Here is an 18735-nt window from a genome sequence, read left to right as displayed (position 1 = left end):
TCGCGGGCCGGGCCCGGCCGTTCGGGCTCTGGGAGCGGATGGTGGCGTGGCGCTACCTGCGGGCGAAGCGCCAGCAGGGCGGCGTGGCGCTGATCTCGGTCATCTCGTTCATCGGCATCATGCTGGCCGTGGGCGTGCTGATCGCCACCATGTCGGTGATGAACGGGTTCCGCGCCGAACTGCTGGGCCGGATCCTGGGCTTCCAGGGCCACGTGTTCGTCACCGGCGGCGTGCTGGACGGGCCGGGTCGCGACGTGGCCGCCGACGCCATCGCGAAGGTTCCGGGCGTCACCCTGGCGGCGCCGGTCATCGAGGCCCAGGCCATCGCCATCGGCCCCAGCCAGATCACCGGGGCCCTGGTGCGCGGCATCCGCGCCGGGGACCTGGCGAAGACCCGGCTGGTGTCGGGCAACATCGTCCAGGGCCGGCTGACCGGGTTCGGCCAGGGCGAATACGGCGGCGACATGATCGTGGTGGGCGAGCGCCTCGCCCAGTCGCTGGGGGTCATGCCCGGCGACACCCTGACCCTGATCTCGCCGGCGGGCGGCGCCACGGCGTTCGGCGGCACGCCGTTGCAGAAGCCCTACACGGTGGCCGCGACCTTCAGCGTCGGCATGAGCCAGTTCGACCAGGCCTACATCTACATGCCCCTGGAGCAGGCCCAGCTCTTCTTCGGCCGCGAGGACAGCGCCGACGCCATCGAGGTGAAGGTGGTCGATCCCGACAAGGCCCCGGCGCTGCGCGCCGACATCGCGCGGGCGGCAGGGCCCGCGGCCATCGTCACCGACTGGACCCAGCGCGACACCGCCTTCTGGGGCGCGCTGGCCGTGGAGCGGGTCGCCATGCGGCTGATCCTGGGGATGCTGATCGTGATCGCGGCGCTCAACATCATCTCGGGGCTGGTGATGCTGGTGAAGAACAAGACCCGCGACATCGCCATCCTGCGCACCATCGGGGCGGGGCAGGGCTCGGTGCTGCGCATCTTCTTCATGACCGGCGCCACGATCGGCGCGCTGGGCACGATCGCGGGCGTGACGCTGGGCGTGCTGTTCTCGGTCTACATCGGACCGATCCAGAGCTTCGTGGAATGGGCCACCGGCACGCAGGTGTTCGCCTCGGACGTCTACTACCTGTCGCGGCTGCCCGCGAAGGTCGATCCCGTCGAGGTGGCGGGGATCTCGGTCTTCTCGCTGGGCATGGCGTGCCTGTGGAGCCTCATTCCCGCGTGGCGGGCGTCGCGCCTCGATCCCGTGGAGGCGCTTCGCTATGAGTGACGCCGTCCTCTCGATCCGCGGCCTCGAGCGGACCTATGTGACCGCGGCCGGGGCGCTGCCCGTGCTGACGGGCGTGGACCTGGACGTGCGGCCGGGCGAGATCGTGGGGCTGGTGGGCCCGTCGGGGTCGGGCAAGTCGAGCCTGCTGCACGCCGCCGGACTGCTGGAGCATCCCGACGGCGGTCGCATCGCCATCCAGGGGCGGGACTGCACCCACCTGAACGAGCGCGAACGCACCCGCGTGCGGCTGGCGACCATCGGCTTCGTCTACCAGTTCCACCACCTGCTGCCCGAGTTCTCGGCCCTCGACAACGTGGCCCTGCCGATGATGATCGCCGGCGCCGGGCGTCGGGCGGCCGGCGACCGGGCGCGCGAGCTGCTGACCAGCCTGGGCCTGGGCGAGCGGACCCACCACCATCCGCCGCAGCTCTCGGGCGGGGAGCAGCAGCGCGTGGCCATCGCGCGCGCTCTGGCCAACCGGCCGCGGCTGCTGCTGGCCGACGAGCCCACGGGCAACCTGGACCCGACGACCTCGGGCGCCGTGTTCGACAGCCTCTATGCCCTGGCCCGCAGCCAGGGCGTGGCGGCCGTGGTGGCGACCCACAACCTGGAACTCGCCGGGCACATGGACCGGGTGCTGGCGCTCCGGGAGGGTCGCCTGGAGCCCTGGACCCCGCCGACTGCGGCCTGAGCCGGCGGAGGTCCGGTCGGGCGGGACGGGTGCGGCTGGACAGGCCGGATCGCGCCGATAGGCTGCGGCGCCTGTCATCGGGGGACTCCAGTCATGCGCCTGTCCGTCGCCGCGGCCGCCGCCGCGCTCTGCCTTGTCGCCGCGCCGCAGGCGTCGGCCCAGACCGCGCCCGTCACCACCGTGATCCACGCCGGCGGCCTGCTGGACCGGCCGGGCCAGGCGCCGCGGGGGCCCTCGACCCTGGTGATCCGGGACGGCCGGATCGCCGCCGTGCAGGACGGCCATGCCGACCCGGCGCAGGCCGGCGGACCGGGCGCGCGGCTGATCGACCTGAAGGACCAGTTCGTCCTGCCGGGCCTGATCGACATGCACGTCCACATCTTCAGCGACGACGACAAGCTGAGGGGCCGCATCGAGGGGCCGACCCGCGACATCGAGGACGTGGTGATCCTGGGCGCCGACAACGCCCGGCGGACGCTGGAGGCCGGGTTCACGACCGTGCGCGACCTGGGCAGCGACGTGCGCAGCGTCACCGCCCTGCGCGACGGGATCGCCGCGGGCCTGCTGCCGGGGCCGACCATCGTCGCGGCGGGCGGCGCGATCTCGGTCACCGGCGGTCACGGCGACGGCTCCAACAACCTCAACCGCGACCTGACCGCGGCGGCCCACGTGCGCCAGGCCACCGTCTGCAACGGGCCGGAAGACTGCCGCCGGGCGGTGCGCTCGCAGATCTCGCAGGGCGCCGAGGTCATCAAGTTCATGGCGACCGGCGGCGTGAACTCGAACGTCGCCGGCGGCCTGGGCCGGCAGATGTACGACGACGAGATGAAGGCGGTGGTCGAGACGGCCCACATGTTCGGCCGCAAGGTGGCCGCCCACGCCCACGGGACCGACGGGATCGAGGCGGCGCTGCGGGCGGGCGTGGATTCCATCGAGCACGGCACCTTCGGCACGGCCGGCACCGACGCGCTGTTCCGCAAGACCGGCGCCTGGTTCGTGCCGACCATGCTGGCGCCCCAGGCGGCCCTGGCCCAGGCGCGGGCCGGTTCGCGGTCGCGCAACACCCTGGACAAGGCCGAGGTGGCCGCGAAGGCGGCGATGGAGAACCATCGGCGCGCGATCGCCTCGGGCGTGAAGATCGCGTTCGGCACCGACACCGGCGTGTCCAGCCACGGCGACAACGCCAAGGAGTTCGCCCTGATGGTCGGCGTGGGCATGACGCCGGCCCAGGCGATCAAGGCCGCGACCGCGGACGCCGCCGAACTGCTGGGCCGGCGCGAGACCCTGGGATCCCTGGAGCCGGGGAAGGACGCCGACATCGTCGCGGTGGCCCGGAACCCGCTGGCCGACGTGACCGAGCTGGAACGGCCGACCTTCGTGATGCGCCGCGGGGTGGTCCACAAGCTGGGCGGCCAGCGCCAGCCGTTCCCGCCGGCCGAACGGCCGTGACGCCTTTCAGTCTCCGCGCCGCCACGGCTGGCCGAACAGGCTTTCGACGAGGCTGACGACGTCCGCCTCGGCCTCGGGCGTGAAGGTCGCGCGCGCCTCGATCAGGTCGTCGCCCCGGCGGTGGAACCACAGCGCCTGCTGCTGGCCGGAACTGTCCTCCCACCGATGGCCGGCGTCGGCCGAGCGAAGGCGTTCCGTCGTCGTCCGGCGGCCTGAAACGCCGGTCGAGGCCTTCGAACCCGCGATCTGTTCGGCGATGTAGGCCCGGTCGGTCCTGGGGTCGGCGAGGCGCTGGCTGAAGACGGTGATGTAGCTCTCCCCGGCCTCGAACACGCAGGCCAGGTCCAGGTGGTCGGGACGCGTGTCCATCACGATCAGGCGGGCGCGCTCGAACGCGCCATGGCGGGCCGGACACTCGAGGCCGGAACCGTGGAGCCGTATCGCGTCGCCGGCCATCGGAACGAAGTAGCGGCCGTCCGGCCCGTAGAGCGTGGCCGTCCGGCGGCGATCGAGCAGCGCCGGACGGTAGAGGTCGGCCTGCACGCCGCTGCGGCTGGTGGCGGCCACGGTGACCGCCGCGCCGGGACGGTCGAAAAGCGCGATCGGCGCGGCGTCGCCCTCCACGACGTTCACCACGTCGTCGGCCAGTTGCTTGGTTCCGGGCGCCGAGTCGTAGGCCGCGAAGACGAAGCGCCGTTCGCCCGTCGCGCCGACGAGGAGATAGACGGGCGGCTTCGTGCGCGGGACGAGCGGCGTCATCGCCGCCGCCCACCGGCCGGCGTCGTCCAGCGCGGGCGCTTCCGCGACGAAGAAGTAGTCGGAGGTCCCAGGCCCGCGGATGACGCGCGGCGGGGCAGGGGCGACACCGCCCGAGATCGTCCAGGTCACGCCGTCGGCCTGGAAGCGCGCCAGTTCGCAGGGCGGCGCGTCCTCGATCGCGCCGGCCGGCCAGTCGGCGGCGCCGGCCGGATCGTCCAGGGCCAGGAAGACGGCCGCGCTCAGCGCCCGCCGCTCGGCCTCGGCCATCCCGTCGCGAAACCGCAGGGGCCGGCCTTCGCCGCTCCAGGCCCCGACGCAAGGCGAAGGTGCGGCCCCAGGCGTCAGGGAGGTGTCCGGCGCGGGGGTGGCCAGCGCAGAGGCGCCCAGCATGGGGGCGGCCAGCGCGAAACCGCCAGCCGCCAGGACGGCGAGCAGCGGCGACGGCCCGGCCGTCCGTCTGTGTCGTGTCGCCCTCAAGTTCCCGCCCCCACGTTCCAGCAACGGGCGCCAGCCTAGCGGCTTGACCTATGGAACAAAAGGTGAAAAGGAACGAAAACGGAACGCGCCTACAGGTTCTCCACAGGCGCCCCACAGGAGGATGCGGAAGATGGTTCGCTTGGCCCGGGAATCGCTGGCGTTTGCGTCGGTGGCCAGCTTTGTCTGGATGGTCTGTTCGGTGGCCGGCCTGGTGGGCTGACCGCCATGCGCATGGGGGAGGCCGCGATCGTGCAGGGCGTGGATGGCGGCGGGGGCGACGGGTTCGTCCACCTTCGGGTCCGCTCGGCCTACTCCCTGCTGGAAGGCGCCATCAAGGCCGACAAGATCGGCGCCCTGGCCAAGGCCGACGGCATGCCCGCCGTCGCCATCGCCGACCGCGCCAACCTGTTCGGCGCGCTGGAGTTCTCGGTCGCGACGAAGGGCGAGGGCGTCCAGCCGATCATCGGCTGCGCGCTGCCGGTGCGCGGGGTGGGCGAGGCGCCGCCCGAGCGCTGGGCCAAGATCCCCACGGTGACCCTGCTGGCCCAGACCGAGCAGGGGTATCTCAACCTCTGCGAGCTGTCGTCGCTGGCCTATCTCGAGATCGAGGCCAGCGACGAGCCGCATGTCCCCTGGGCGAAGGTCTGTGACCTGTCCGAGGGCCTGATCCTGCTGTCCGGCGGCCCCGACGGGCCCGTGGACCATCTGTTCGCGGCCGGGAAGGCCGACGAGGGCCGGGCGGCGCTGACCGAGATGAAGCGGGCGTTCGGCGACCGCTTCTACGTCGAGCTGCAGCGGCACGGGGCGGCGGCCGAGGCGGCGGCCGAGGGCGGGCTGGTGGCCTTCGCCTACGACGAGGACGCGCCGCTGGTCGCCACCAACGACGTCTATTTCAGGAACGCCCAGGCGCATGGCGCGCACGACGTGCTGCTGTGCATCGCCGACGGGGCGTTCGTGGGCCAGGACGAGCGGCGGCGGGTCACGGCCGAGCACGGGTTCAAGTCGGCGGCCGAGATGCGCGCCCTGTTCGCCGACCTGCCCGAGGCCTGCGACAACACCCTGGATATCGCGCGGCGCTGCGCCTTCATGGTGGGCAAGCGCGACCCCCTGCTGCCCCAGTTCACCGACGGCCGGATCTCGGAGGCCGAGGAACTGGCGCGGCAGGCCCGCGACGGGCTGAGGGCGCGGATGGCGGCGGGGCGCGCCAACGTGCGGCCGGTCGAGGAGTACGAGGCCCGCCTGGAGCGCGAGATCCAGGTGATCACCCAGATGGGGTTCCCCGGCTACTTCCTGATCGTGGCCGACTTCATCAAGTGGGCGAAGGCGCGGGGGATTCCGGTCGGGCCGGGGCGTGGCTCGGGCGCGGGGTCGCTGGTGGCCTATTCGCTGACCATCACCGACCTCGACCCGTTGCAGTACGGCCTGCTCTTCGAGCGCTTCCTCAACCCGGAGCGGGTCTCGATGCCCGACTTCGACATCGACTTCTGCCAGGAGCGGCGGGAGGAGGTGATCACCTACGTGCAGCAGCGCTACGGCCGCGACCGCGTGGCCCAGATCATCACCTTCGGCACGCTCCAGGCCCGCGCCGTGCTGCGCGACGTGGGCCGGGTGCTGCAACTGCCCCTCGGGCAGGTGGACCGGCTGGCCAAGATGGTCCCGGCCAACCCGGCCAACCCCGTGACGCTGGCCCAGGCCCTGGAGATCGAGCCCCGGCTGAAGGAGGAGGCGAAGCGCGAGGAGCCGGTGGCGCGGCTGCTGGACATCGCCCAGGAGCTGGAGGGGCTGTACCGCAACGCGTCCACCCACGCGGCGGGCGTCGTGATCGGCGACCGCCGGCTCACGGAACTGACGCCGCTCTACCGCGACCCGCGCTCGGAGCTGCCGGCCACCCAGTTCAACATGAAGTGGGTGGAGAGCGCCGGCCTGGTGAAGTTCGACTTCCTGGGCCTGAAGACGCTGACGGTCATCGACCGCGGGGTGAAGTACCTGGAGAAGCGCGGCGAGCTGGTCGACATGGCCCGGCTGCCGCTGGACGACGACAAGACCTACGAGCTGATGAGCAACGCCCAGACGATCGGCGTCTTCCAGTTCGAAGGGCAGGGCATGCGGGACGCCCTGCGCCAGCTTCGGCCCAACTCCATCGAAGATGTGACCGCCATCGGCGCGCTGTATCGCCCGGGGCCGATGGACAACATCCCGACCTTCGTCGACTGCAAGTTCGGCCGCAAGGAGATCGACTACCTGCACCCCATGCTGGAGGAGGTGCTGAAGGAGACCTACGGGATCATCGTCTACCAGGAACAGGTGATGCAGATCGCCCAGATCCTGGCGGGCTACAGCCTGGGCGAAGCCGACCTCCTGCGCCGCGCCATGGGCAAGAAGAAGAAGGAGGAGATGGAGCTTCAGCGCGCCCGGTTCGTCTCGGGCGCCGAGGCCAAGGGCGTGCCGGCGGTCCAGTCGGGCGCGATCTTCGACCTCGTCGACAAGTTCGCAGGCTACGGCTTCAACAAGTCGCACGCCGCGGCCTACGCGTTCCTGAGCTACCAGACGGGCTGGCTGAAGGCGAACCATCCGGTCGAGTTCTTCGCCGCGTCGATGAGCCTCGACATCGCCAACACCGACAAGCTGGCGGTCTTCTACCAGGACGCCAAGCGCTTCGGCGTGCGGATCCGCCCCCCTTGCGTGAACCGCTCGATGGCCGACTTCGATGTCGAGAACGGCGAGGTGCTTTACGCCCTGGGCGCGATCCGCAACGTCGGCCTCCAGGCGATGCAGCACGTGGCCGAGGTGCGGCGCGAGGGCGGGCCGTTCCGCGACATCTTCGACTTCGTCGAGCGGGTCGATCCCAGGCAGGTCAACAAACGCACCTTCGAGACCCTGGTCCGGGCGGGCGCGTTCGACACCATCCATCCCAACCGCGCCGAGTTGCTGGCCTCGGCGGAAGCGCTGATCGGCCACGGCCAGGCGCTGGCCTCGGATCGCGCCGAGGGCAAGGTGAGCCTGTTCGGAGAGGACCTGTCGGGCGGTCACCGGCCACGGCTGACGCGGGCCGAGCCGTGGACGCCGACCGAACGCCTGGACGAGGAGCTGGCGGCGGTGGGCTTCTACCTCTCAGGACACCCGCTGGACGACATGGTGGAAGCGCTCAGGCGCAAGCGGACCGACCTGCTCACCGACGCCGTCGCGCGCGCCGCCGCCGGCGCCGAGGCGCTCAGGATGGCCGGCGTCGTGCGCCGCAAGCAGGAGCGGCCGTCGCGCTCGGGCGAGAAGTTCGCGTTCGTGACGTTCTCGGACCCGACCGGGGAGTACGAGGTGCTGTTCCCGCCGGAATCCCTGCGCAAGTGCCGCGACCTGCTGGAGCCGGGCAAGGCCGTGGTGCTGAAGGTGCGCGCCAAGGCCAGCGAGGGCGAGGTGCGCTTCTTCGGCGACGACGTCGAGCTGGTGGAGAAGGCGGTGGAGAACGTGGTCGCGGGCCTGAGGGTCCATGTCTCGCCCAGCGCCGAGATCGAGGCCATCAAGAAGCGCCTGGGCGTCTCGAACGGCCGGGGCGGGGAGGTGGTGCTGACCGCCCAGCTCGGCGGCGGCCGGGAGGTGGAGATGCGGCTGCCGGGCCGCTTCCCGCTGGACGGGGCGGTGCGCGGGGCGCTGAAGACCGCGCCGGGCGTGGTGTTCGTCGAGGAGCTGTAATGGCGCGTTGACGTCTTGCGTGCTTTCCTTAGTGCAGCAATTCGGGGGGTCGAAAATGAGAACGGCGCTGATATCGGCCGCGCTGACGGTCGTCCTGGCGGGGTCCGCAGCGGCTCCGGCGTTCGCTCAAGGGACCTACGGCGGCCGCCAGCCCTGGGCGCCGGCGGCCAAGCCGGCCGCCCCCGCAGCGCCTTCCGCGCCGAAGGCGCCGGCCGCCCCGGCGTTCAAACCCTACAAGGGCGTGTCCACTTACGAGCGCCCCGAGGGCCGCTCGCCCTATCAGGCTGCGCCGAAGCCCAAGGCCCCGACGACCAGCGTCTTCGGCCCGGACCCCAAGCGCAAGACGTGGTAGCCGCACCGACGGGCGTCGCCGCTTCGTCTTGATTTCCGGCCTGTTTCCCACTACATGCGCCGCTCCAATCCACACGCGGGTGTGCGGTCTTGGGCGGGGAGACATCCCGTCCTGTCCGTTCCGGTCCTCTTCGGAGGGTTTGCCCGCGGCGGTCCAACCGGAAGAAAGAGACGATACAGACGATGGCTCTGCCTGATTTCTCCATGCGCCAGCTCCTGGAAGCCGGCGCCCACTTCGGCCACCAGACGCACCGCTGGAACCCGAAGATGGACAAGTACATCTTCGGCTCGCGGTCCAACATCCACATCATCGACCTGTCGCAGTCGATCCCGCTGCTGCACCAGGCCCTGGTGAAGGTGCGCGAGGTCGCCGCCGGCGGCGGCCGCATCCTGTTCGTCGGCACCAAGCGGCAGGCCTCCGAGCCGATCGCCACGGCCGCGAAGCGCTGCGCCCAGTACTATGTGAACCACCGCTGGCTGGGCGGCACGCTCACCAACTGGCGCACGGTGTCGGGCTCGATCACGCGCCTGCGCGAACTCGACGGCGTGGTGACCGGCGAAGGCCAGGGCCGTTCGAAGAAGGAACTGCTGCAGCTCACCCGCGAACGCGACAAGCTGGAGCTCAGCCTGGGCGGCATCAAGGACATGGGCGGCATTCCCGACCTGATGTTCGTGATCGACACCAACAAGGAAGCGATCGCGATTCAGGAAGCCCGGAAGCTCAACATTCCGGTGATCGCCATCCTGGACACGAACTGCAACCCGGACGGTATCACCTATCCGATCCCCGGCAACGACGACGCCGCCCGCGCGATCCAGCTCTACTGCGACCTGCTCGCCGACGCGGTGCTCGATGGCCTGGCCGCCGGCCAGTCGGCCGCGGGCGTGGACCTGGGCGCCTCGGAAGCGCCGATCGAGCCGACGCTGGCCCGTGAGCTGACGCCGGAACCGGCGGCCGAACCCGAGGTCACCGCGCCGGAAGCTGCGGCCCTCGAAGCCGAGATGACCGGCGCCGAAGCCCCCGCGGCCGATGCGGCGGGCGAAGAACAGGCCGGCTGAGGCGCTCTCGGGCGCCTGGTCGGAGGACTGGCTGTCACAAAACCCTGACGACGGGCCCTCACACCGGGGGTCTGTCGTGATTCAAAGACCTTGAAGGAGCTGACCATGGCGGAAATCACCGCTGCGCTGGTCAAGGACCTGCGCGAAAAATCCGGCGCCGGCATGATGGACTGCAAGAAGGCGCTGCAGGAAACGGGCGGCGACGTCGACGCCGCGATGGACTGGCTGCGGACGAAGGGCCTGGCCAAGGCGGCCAAGAAGGCCGACCGGGCCGCGGCCGAAGGCCTGGTGGCCGGCAAGATCGCGGCCGACGGCAAGACCGGCGTGCTGGTCGAGTTCAACGCCGAGACCGACTTCGTGGCCAAGAACGAGTCGTTCCAGAACGCGGCGCGCGCGTTCGCCGAGGTGGCCCTGACCACCAGTGGCGACGTGGACGCGATCACCGCGGCCAAGACGGCGTCGGGCGAGGTCGTCAGCGACGTGATCACCAACCTGATCGCGACGATCGGCGAGAACATGCGCCTGCGCCGCGCGGCCAAGCTGTCGGTCGACCAGGGCGCGGTGTCGCTCTACCTGCACAACAAGCAGGGCGACGACGTGGCCCGCCTGGCGGTGCTGGTGGCGCTGGAAGGCCCGGGCGACCAGGCCGTCCTGGGCGAGGTGGCGCGCAAGATCGCCCTGCACGTGGCCGGCACGCCGACCCCGCCTCTGGCGCTGACGTCGGACGAGCTGGACCCCGCCGTGGTGGCGAAGGAGCGCGAGATCCAGACCCAGACGGCGATGGAGTCGGGCAAGCCCCGCGAGATCGCCGAGAAGATGGTCGAGGGCCGCATCCGCAAGTGGCAGGAGGAGGTCGTTCTCCTGAAGCAGCCGTTCGTCATGAACCCGGACCAGACCATCGAGCAACTCGTCGCCGAGACGGGCAAGCAGGTGGGCGGGGCCGTGTCGCTGAAAGGCTTCGTGCGTCTCGCCCTGGGCGAAGGCGTGGACAAGAAGGCCGACGACTTCGCCGCGGAAGTCGCTTCGATGACCGGCGGCGCCTGAGCCGCATCGCTGAGACTGCCGGGGCGCGGCGCGTTCGACGCGCCGCGCCCTTGCTGTATGTTCCGTTCGCCAATCAGGACTCGCCCATGCCCGCCGACAAGCCGCGCTACAAACGCATCCTCCTGAAGCTCTCGGGGGAGGCGGGCGTCGGCGGCGACAAGTTCGGCATCGATCCGGCGACCCTGGCCGCCGTGGCCGACGAGATCGCCCAGGTGACCCGTGCGGGCATCCAGGTGGCCGTGGTGGTCGGCGGCGGCAACATCTTCCGCGGCGCGGCCCTCGCCGAAGCCGGCATGGAACGGGCCAGCGCCGACTACATGGGCATGCTGGCTACCGTGATGAACGCGCTGGCGCTGCAGGCGGCGCTCGAAAAGCTGGGCGTCTTCACCCGCGTGCAGTCGGCCATCCCGATGGACGCGGTCTGCGAGCCCTATATCCGCCGGCGCGCCCTGCGCCACCTGGAGAAGGGCCGGGTGGTGATCTTCGCCGCCGGCGTCGGCGCGCCGTTCTTCACCACCGATTCCGGCGCCGCCCTGCGCGCGGCCGAGATGGGCGCCGAGGCGCTGTTCAAGGGCACCAGCGTGGACGGGGTCTATACCGCCGACCCCAAGGCCGACGCCTCGGCCACGCGCTACGAGACCCTGAGCTACACCGACGTGCTGGCGAAGAACCTGAAGGTTATGGACGCCTCGGCCGTGAGCCTGATGCGCGACAACCAGATCCCGATCGTGGTGTTCAACATCCGCGAACGCGGCAACCTGCTGAAAGTGCTGAAGGGCGAAGGGGTCTTCACGACCATCGCCTGACCCGAGTATTCCCGGACAACGACAAGAGACGGAGACGCCGACATGGCCGCGACCGAAAAGCCGGTGCTGTCGAAGTACAAGGACCGCATGGACAAGGCGGTCGCCGCCCTGAAGGAGGAGTTCGGCTCGCTGCGCACGGGACGCGCCTCGGCCAGCCTGCTGGACCAGATCCACGTCGAAGCCTATGGCGCGAGCACGCCTTTGAACCAGGTGGGCGCGATCAGCGTCCCCGAACCCCGCATGATCACGGTCAACGTCTGGGACCGCGGCCTGGTGGTGTCGGTGGAGAAGGCGATCCGCGCCTCGGACCTGGGCCTCAACCCGGTCGTGGACGGCACCACCCTGCGCCTGCCGATCCCGCCCCTGACCGAGGAGCGCCGCAAGGAGATCGCCAAGATCGCCGGCAAGTACGCCGAGCAGCAGCGCATCGCCATCCGCAACGTGCGCCGGGACGCCAACGACGACTGCCGCAAGGCCCAGAAGGACGGCGTCATCAGCCAGGACGAGGAGAAGCGCATGGAGGCGGAGGTGCAGAAGTTCACCGACGAAGCCATCAAGCGCGTGGACGAAGCCTTGAAAACCAAGGAACAAGAGATCATGCAGGTCTGATCTCCCGGACAGGATCGCACGCGCCTCATGGCCTCCGCCCACACGCCGCCGTTCGGGGACACCCCCGGCCACCCGCCCGGGAGCGAAGGCGAGGGCGTTCGGCCGCTGCACGTCGCGGTGGTGATGGACGGGAACGGGCGCTGGGCGAAGCAGCGGGGCCTGCCGCGGTCTCTGGGACATCGCGCCGGCGTCGAGGCGCTGCGCCGCACGGTGTCGGCCGCCCCGAAGCTGGGGATCGGCTGGCTCACCGTCTTCGGCTTTTCGACCGAGAACTGGAGCCGGCCGGCGGCCGAGGTGGCCGAACTGATGGCGCTTCCCAAGCGGTATTTCGAGACCGACCTGGCGCGGCTGGAGCGGGAAGGGGTTCGTGTGCGTGCGCTGGGCCGCCGGGAAGGCCTGTCGAAGGAACTGATCCGGCTTCTGGACGAGGCCCAGGCCCGCACCGCCGGCAACGACGCCTTCCACCTGAACATCGCCTTCAATTATGGCGGGCAGGCCGACATCGTCGACGCCGCCCGCCGGTTCGCCGAACAGGTGGCGGCCGGGACGGCTCGTCCCGGGGACCTGGACGAAGCGCGCTTCGGCGGCCTGCTCTCGTCCTCCGGCGCGCCGCCGCCCGATGTGATCGTGCGGCCGTCCGGCGAGCAGCGGCTGTCGAACTTCCTCCTGTGGGAGGCGGCGTACGCCGAGTTGGTGTTCCAGGACGTCCTCTGGCCGGACTATGGCGAAGAGCACCTGAGGGCCGCATTGGCCGAATTCGCGGCCCGGGACCGGCGCTATGGCGCAATCGTTGCCGATGACGTCCTCGCCGCCGGCTAAGCGGTTCGACTGGTCCAACCTCGGCTTGCGCGTGGCGTCGGCCGTGGTCCTGGTCCCGGCGGCGATCGCGGCGGCGTGGTTCGGCGGCTGGCCGTATCTGGTGCTGATCGCCGTGGGCGTGGCGCTGCTGGCCATCGAGTGGGGCGGCATGAGCGCCCCGGTCGCGCCGACGCGGGTCGCCGCGGCTGTCGCCGCCGCCGTTCTCATAGCTGTTTTCGTCGGTTATCGGGGTGACTTCATCTGGGCGTGGGGCGCGATCCTGGTCACGGCGGCCGGAGCCGCGGTGATCGCCCGGGGGGTGGCCGAGCGGCCGGCGGACGCCGCCTATGGCGTGCTCTACATCGCGCCCGCGGCGCTTTGCCTGGTCTGGCTTCGCTCCACGAACCAGGGCCACTGGTGGACGCTGATGCTGTTCGCCGCCACCTGGGCGGCCGACATCGGCGCCTTCGCCGTGGGCAGCACGCTCAAGGGCCCCAAGCTCTGGCCGCGCTTTTCACCCAACAAGACCTGGTCCGGCTTCGTCGGGGGCCTGGCGGCGGCGACGGGCGTCGGCGCGCTCATGGCCACGCAGTCGGCGTTCGAGCTCAACGTCTGGGCGGCGGCCGGCATCGGGCTGGCCGTGGGCCTCGCGACCATGGCGGGCGACCTCTGGGAATCGGCGCTGAAGCGACGATTCGGGGTGAAGGATTCCGGAGACCTCATTCCCGGACATGGGGGCCTGCTCGACCGGGTGGACGGCCTGATGTTTGCTGTGGTCGTGATGGCGGCGCTCCGGCTCGCCAACCATTGGGGATGGGGACATTGAACCTGCCGCGGAAGGTCAGCGTCCTGGGCTCGACGGGCTCGATCGGCGTCTCGACCCTGGATCTCTTCGAACAGGCCGATGTCGAGATCGACGTCGTCGCCCTGACGGCCGGCCGCAATGTCGCCCGCCTGGCCGAGCAGGCGCTGCGCTGGCGCCCGGCGCTGGCGGTGCTGGAGGACGAGGCCGGCCTACCGGAACTGCGTGAACGCCTGAGGGGCTCGGGGATCGAGACCGCAGCGGGCGCGGGCGCGGTCAGCGACGCCGCGGCGGCCGACGCCCAGTGGGTGATGTCGGCCATCGTGGGATTCGCCGGGCTGGCGCCCACCCTGGCCGCGGCGCGGGCCGGGGCGGTGATCGCGCTGGCCAACAAGGAGAGCCTCGTCTGCGCGGGCCCCTCGCTGCTCCGCACGGCGAAGCTGGCGGGCGGGGCCGTGGTGCCGGTGGATTCCGAGCATTCGGCCATCTTCCAGGTGCTGGACCCGGCGATCGCCGATTCGGTCTCGCGCCTCATCCTCACCTCGTCGGGCGGGCCGTTCCGCGACGCGACCTCCGGCGAGATGGCCGCCGCCACGCCCGAACGCGCCCTGGCGCATCCCAACTTCTCGATGGGCGCCAAGATTTCGATCGATTCCGCGACCATGATGAACAAGGGCCTGGAGGTCATCGAGGCCGCCTACCTGTTCTCCATGCCGCCCGAGCGGATCGAAGTCCTGGTCCATCCCCAGCAGATCATCCACAGCCTCGTCGAATACGCCGATGGCTCGACCCTGGCCCAGCTCGGCCCCCCCGACATGCGCCCGCCGATCGCCTGCGCCTTCGCCTGGCCCGACCGGTTGCCCTGGCCGGCGCCCAAGCTGGACCTGGTGACGGCCGGCCCGCTGACCTTCCAGCATCCGGATTCCAGCCGCTTTCCGGCCCTGGCCATCGCCAAGCAGGCCCTGGTGACGGGCGGGGAAGCCCCGGCGGCGATGAATGCGGCCAACGAGCGCGCCGTCGCGGCGTTCCTTGACCGGCGTATCGGCTTCCTCGATATCCCCCGGGTGGTGGCCGAGACGCTGGAGCGGATGGATCGTTCCTCGGAACTTTCCAGCCGGGACGGGGACGCCGTCGAACGCGCCCGCGGCACCGACGCGGCGGCCCGGCGGGTCGCCGACGCGGTCGTGAGCGGCCTCTGCGCCGCCTGATGGAGTAGACGCGCCCATGATCCCGTTCCTCCAGACCGCGCTGCTCTACGTGATCCCGTTCCTGCTGGTGCTGGGCGTGGTGGTGACGGTCCACGAGCTGGGCCACTTCCTGGCGGCCAAGGCGCTGGGGACCAAGATCGACCGGTTCTCCATCGGCTTCGGCCGCGCCATCGCGTCCTGGAAGGACAAGGGCGGCGTCGAGTGGCGCCTGGGCTGGCTGCCGATCGGCGGTTACGTCCGATTCGCGGGCGACGAGAACGCCGCCAGCATCCCCGACGCCGAGGATCTGGCGGACATGCGCCGCGAACTGGTCGCCCAGGGCCGGGGGCCGGAGATCGCCCGCTACTTCCACTTCAAGCCGATCTGGCAGCGGGCGACGATCGTCGCAGCGGGGCCGATCGCGAACTTCCTGTTGGCCATCGCGATCTTCGCCGCCCTGCTGATGTCGTTCGGCGAATGGGTCCTTCCGGCGCGGATCGCGGTAGTCGAGCCCGATACTCCCGCGGCGGCGGCGGGCTTCCGGCCGGGCGACCTGATCGTCCAGGCGGCGGGTCGGCCCGTCACCCGATTCGACGACATCCGCGAGGTCGTCACCGTGCGGGCGAACGTGCCCACGGAATTCGTCGTCGACCGTGGCGGCCAGCGGGTGACGCTGAACGCGACGCCGGCGTGGCGCACGACAGACGATCCGGTCGCCGGTCGCCAGCGCATCGGAACCCTGGGCATCCGGCCGGCTCAGGGCCGGGATGATTTCGTCCAGGTCCACTACGGCCCCATCGAGGCCGTGGTGCGCGGAACCGACCGTACGTGGCGGACGCTGCAGACCACGATCTACTACCTCGGCCGGATGATCACCGGACAGGTCCACGCCGACGAACTGAGAGGGCCGCTGGGCATCGCCACCGTGACGGGCAAGGTCGCGGCTCTCGGCGCAGAGGGTTCGGACGGGCTCGGTGACATGCTGCTCCGCTCCGGCGTCAACCTGCTCCAGCTCGCCGCCCTGATCTCGGTGAGCATCGGCTTCATGAACCTGTTGCCCGTGCCGGTGCTGGATGGCGGCCACCTGATGTTCTACGCCTACGAGGCGGTCGCCCGGCGCCCTCTTGCCGCCAAGGTTCAAGCGGCAGGGTACCGCGTAGGCCTTGCGCTCGTTCTCGGTTTGATGTTGTTCGCCACCTGGAACGATTTGCAGCGCCTGCGTGTGTTCAATCTGTTCGGCGGCCTATTCTCCTAGGCCCGCTCGTCCCTCAAACGGCTGATTCGATGCTCAGAACCCGCGCCTCCAGCGCCGCGCTCGCCTCCGGCCTTGCCCTGCTTTTCGGCACGACCGCGCTCGTCGCGCCCGGCGTCGCCGTGGCCCAGCAGGAGCAGGGTGGGGTCATCCAGCGCATCCTCGTCCAGGGCAACGAACGGATCGAGGCCACGACGGTTATTTCGTACCTGCCGGTGGCGGCGGGCGAAGCGGTGGACGCCCAGCGGATCGACCTGGCGCTGAAGGCGCTCTTCCGCACCGATCTGTTCTCGGACGTCTCGATCGACTTCCAGAACGGCGACCTCGTGGTCACCGTGGTCGAGAACCCGATCATCAACCGCGTCATCTTCGAGGGGAACTCGGGCCTCAAGGAGGACAAGCTCCGCGACGAGGTCACGGTGCGGCCGCGGGGCATCTTCACCCGCGCCAAGGCGCAGGGCGACGTTCAGCGGATCGTGGAGCTCTACCGGCGCTCGGGCCGGATCTCGGCCACCGTCACGCCCCAGATCATCGAGCTGCCGCAGAAGCGGGTGGACCTGATCTTCAAGATCGACGAGGGGCCGAAGAGCGGCATCCTCTCGGTCAACTTCCTGGGCAACCGGGCGTTCTCGGACAACGACCTGCGCGACGTCGTCGTGACCGAGGAAAGCCGCTGGTACAAGTTCTTCTCCTCGTCCCAGGCGAACTACGACCCCGACCGCATGGAGTACGACAAGGAGCAGCTCCGGAAGCACTACCGCAATCGCGGCTACTACGACTTCCGCGTCTCGTCGGCGGTGGCCGAGCTGTCGCCCGACCGGAACGGCTTCGTGGTGACCTACACCGTCGACGAAGGCCCCCGGTACCGGTTCGGCAAGGTCGAGGTGCAGACCGAGCTTCAGAAGCTGGACAAGCGGGTGCTGGAAGCCCTGATCCCGATCCGGTCCGGCCAGGGCTATCAGGACGAGGCGATCGAGCAGGCGACCGACGCGCTCACCTTCGCCGCCGGCGCTGCCGGCTTCGCCTTCGTGGACGTCCGGCCCCGCTATACCCCCGATCGCGAAAAGGGCGTCGTGGACGTGACCTTCCAGGTCGCCGAGGGGCCGCGGGTCTACGTCGACCGCATCGACATCGTGGGCAACACCCAGACCCTGGACTACGTCATCCGCCGCGAGATGAGCGTGGTGGAGGGCGACGCCTACAACCGCGCGCTGGTCGATCGCTCGAAACGCCAGATCCGCGCGCTCGGCTACTTCAAGGAAGTCGAGATCGAGGAGGTCCAGGGCTCGGCCCCGGACCGCACCGCGCTCCAGGTTCGGGTCGAGGAGCAGCCCACGGGCGAGCTGTCGTTCAGCGCGGGCTATTCCTCGGTCGACCAGCTCGTGCTGGACCTGGGCGTGACCCAGCGCAACTTCCGCGGCCGGGGCCAGGACGTCCGCGCGCGGATCTCGGTGGGCTCGCTGCGCCAGCAACTGGACTTCTCGTTCACCGAGCCGCGCTTCCTGGGCCGCGACGTGGCCGCGGGGATCGACCTCTACGGCTACCGGTACGACCTGTCCGAGTTCTCGGCCTACGAGACCACCACCTACGGCACGACCTTCCGGGCGAACTTCCCGCTGAGCATCGATAGCCGGGGCGCGATCCGCTACACGCTGCGCCAGGACGAGATCAAGATCGACGACTTCTTCTGCACGGCCACCACGAACGAGGACGGGTCGGTGAATCCGCCGGTCTATTCGGCCGTGCTGTGCGATCAGGTGGGCACCTTCCTGACGTCGCTGGTGGGCTACGGCGCGCGCCTGGATCGCCGGAACGACTTCCTGAACCCGACCCGGGGCTTCTACGTCGACTTCAACCAGGACGTGGCGGGCCTGGGCGGCGACGTGAACTTCATCCGCACCGACATCGAGGCGGCCTGGTTCTACGGCTTCACCAAGGACTTCATCTTCTCGATCACCGGGTCGGCCGGCTACGTGACCGGATGGGGCGGCGATCCCGTGCGGATCAACGACCGCTACTACAAGGGCGGCCTGACGTTCCGTGGCTTCGAGACCGCGGGCATCGGTCCCCGTGACGTCGGCCTCCAGCGCACCGACGCCCTGGGCGGCAAGGCCTATGCGATCAGCACGGTGGAACTCACCGTCCCGACCTTCCTGCCCGAGCAGTACGGGATCAAGGCGGCGCTGTTCTCGGACTTCGGCACGCTGGGCAAGCTGGACAAGCGCGACCTGCTGTTCCGCGCAGGCGATGCGGGCTGCACCGTGCTCGATCCGAACGATCCGACCCAGACGATCACGACGCCGGCCGTCGTGGGCACGCGCAATCCCTGCATCCGCGACGACCTTTCGCTTCGTGCATCGGCTGGCGTCAGCATCTTCTGGCGCTCGCCGATGGGGCCCATCCGCTTCGATTTCAGCCGCGTTTTGGCCAAGGAAGACTACGACAAGACCGAAACGTTCCGGTTCTCCACTTCAACCAGGTTCTAGGAAA

16 protein-coding genes are annotated in these 18735 nt (G+C 70.2%); 15 read left to right on the top strand and 1 reads right to left on the bottom strand.

All coding sequences use genetic code 11. The features are described 5' to 3' along the window. Positions 1-38: 38 nt before the first annotated feature. The 3 genes from WG212_RS02060 to WG212_RS02050 all read left to right on the top strand — a co-directional run bounded on the left by WG212_RS02060 (position 39) and on the right by WG212_RS02050 (position 3414). Positions 39-1274 (top strand): lipoprotein-releasing ABC transporter permease subunit, encoded by a 1236-nt coding sequence (locus tag WG212_RS02060; protein WP_337185425.1) that lies wholly within the window; start codon positions 39-41, stop codon positions 1272-1274. Next, positions 1267-1965, top strand: coding sequence for an ABC transporter ATP-binding protein (locus tag WG212_RS02055; RefSeq protein WP_337185396.1), 699 nt, complete (start codon positions 1267-1269; stop codon positions 1963-1965). Before WG212_RS02060 ends, WG212_RS02055 begins: the two co-directional genes overlap by 8 nt. A gap of 93 nt (positions 1966-2058) precedes the next feature. Beyond that, positions 2059-3414 (top strand): amidohydrolase family protein, encoded by a 1356-nt coding sequence (locus WG212_RS02050; RefSeq protein ID WP_337185395.1) that lies wholly within the window; start codon positions 2059-2061, stop codon positions 3412-3414. Between the two features lie 6 nt (positions 3415-3420). Here WG212_RS02050 and WG212_RS02045 read toward each other — a convergent pair whose 3' ends face one another. Continuing rightward, complete coding sequence (locus tag WG212_RS02045; RefSeq protein WP_337185394.1) at positions 3421-4650, bottom strand: hypothetical protein; 1230 nt, start codon at positions 4648-4650, stop codon at positions 3421-3423. A 130-nt stretch (positions 4651-4780) separates the two neighbouring features. Between WG212_RS02045 and sidA the strand changes: the two genes are divergently transcribed. The 12 genes from sidA (at position 4781) to bamA (ending at position 18731) form a co-directional block, all read left to right on the top strand. Further along, positions 4781-4870 carry a cell division inhibitor SidA gene (sidA, locus tag WG212_RS02040; RefSeq protein ID WP_337185393.1) on the top strand — a complete coding sequence of 30 codons (90 nt, stop codon included), beginning with the start codon at positions 4781-4783 and terminating at the stop codon, positions 4868-4870. An 11-nt stretch (positions 4871-4881) separates the two neighbouring features. Beyond that, entirely contained in the window at positions 4882-8337 is a 3456-nt protein-coding gene (gene dnaE / locus WG212_RS02035; RefSeq protein ID WP_337185424.1) for a DNA polymerase III subunit alpha, read from the top strand. Between the two features lie 55 nt (positions 8338-8392). Next, positions 8393-8689 carry a hypothetical protein gene (locus WG212_RS02030; RefSeq protein ID WP_337185392.1) on the top strand — a complete coding sequence of 99 codons (297 nt, stop codon included), beginning with the start codon at positions 8393-8395 and terminating at the stop codon, positions 8687-8689. Positions 8690-8871: 182 nt separating this feature from the next. Next, positions 8872-9747: a 30S ribosomal protein S2 gene (gene rpsB / locus WG212_RS02025; RefSeq protein ID WP_337185391.1), complete on the top strand. Its 876-nt coding sequence runs from the start codon at positions 8872-8874 to the stop codon at positions 9745-9747. Between the two features lie 105 nt (positions 9748-9852). Continuing rightward, positions 9853-10791 carry a translation elongation factor Ts gene (tsf, locus tag WG212_RS02020; protein WP_337185390.1) on the top strand — a complete coding sequence of 313 codons (939 nt, stop codon included), beginning with the start codon at positions 9853-9855 and terminating at the stop codon, positions 10789-10791. 86 nt (positions 10792-10877) lie between these two features. Next, positions 10878-11597 (top strand): UMP kinase, encoded by a 720-nt coding sequence (pyrH, locus tag WG212_RS02015; RefSeq protein WP_337185389.1) that lies wholly within the window; start codon positions 10878-10880, stop codon positions 11595-11597. Positions 11598-11639: 42 nt separating this feature from the next. Beyond that, on the top strand, positions 11640-12206 hold the full coding sequence (frr, locus tag WG212_RS02010) for a ribosome recycling factor (RefSeq protein ID WP_337185388.1): 567 nt from the start codon (positions 11640-11642) through the stop codon (positions 12204-12206). Between the two features lie 27 nt (positions 12207-12233). Next, positions 12234-13025 (top strand): polyprenyl diphosphate synthase, encoded by a 792-nt coding sequence (uppS, locus tag WG212_RS02005; protein WP_337185387.1) that lies wholly within the window; start codon positions 12234-12236, stop codon positions 13023-13025. Further along, on the top strand, positions 13003-13830 hold the full coding sequence (locus tag WG212_RS02000; RefSeq protein WP_337185423.1) for a phosphatidate cytidylyltransferase: 828 nt from the start codon (positions 13003-13005) through the stop codon (positions 13828-13830). Before uppS ends, WG212_RS02000 begins: the two co-directional genes overlap by 23 nt. Further along, on the top strand, positions 13818-15014 hold the full coding sequence (dxr, locus tag WG212_RS01995; protein ID WP_337185386.1) for a 1-deoxy-D-xylulose-5-phosphate reductoisomerase: 1197 nt from the start codon (positions 13818-13820) through the stop codon (positions 15012-15014). Before WG212_RS02000 ends, dxr begins: the two co-directional genes overlap by 13 nt. Positions 15015-15030: 16 nt before the next feature. After that, positions 15031-16248, top strand: coding sequence for an RIP metalloprotease RseP (gene rseP / locus WG212_RS01990; RefSeq protein ID WP_337185385.1), 1218 nt, complete (start codon positions 15031-15033; stop codon positions 16246-16248). Between the two features lie 29 nt (positions 16249-16277). Continuing rightward, positions 16278-18731: an outer membrane protein assembly factor BamA gene (gene bamA / locus WG212_RS01985; protein WP_337185384.1), complete on the top strand. Its 2454-nt coding sequence runs from the start codon at positions 16278-16280 to the stop codon at positions 18729-18731. The last annotated feature ends 4 nt before the right edge of the window (positions 18732-18735 follow it).

This window comes from Phenylobacterium sp. (assembly GCF_037189685.1).
Classification (GTDB): Bacteria; Pseudomonadota; Alphaproteobacteria; order Caulobacterales; family Caulobacteraceae; genus Phenylobacterium.
The sequence above is the reverse complement of the archived record's forward strand: the minus strand, read 5'-3'. Positions and strand labels throughout refer to the sequence as shown.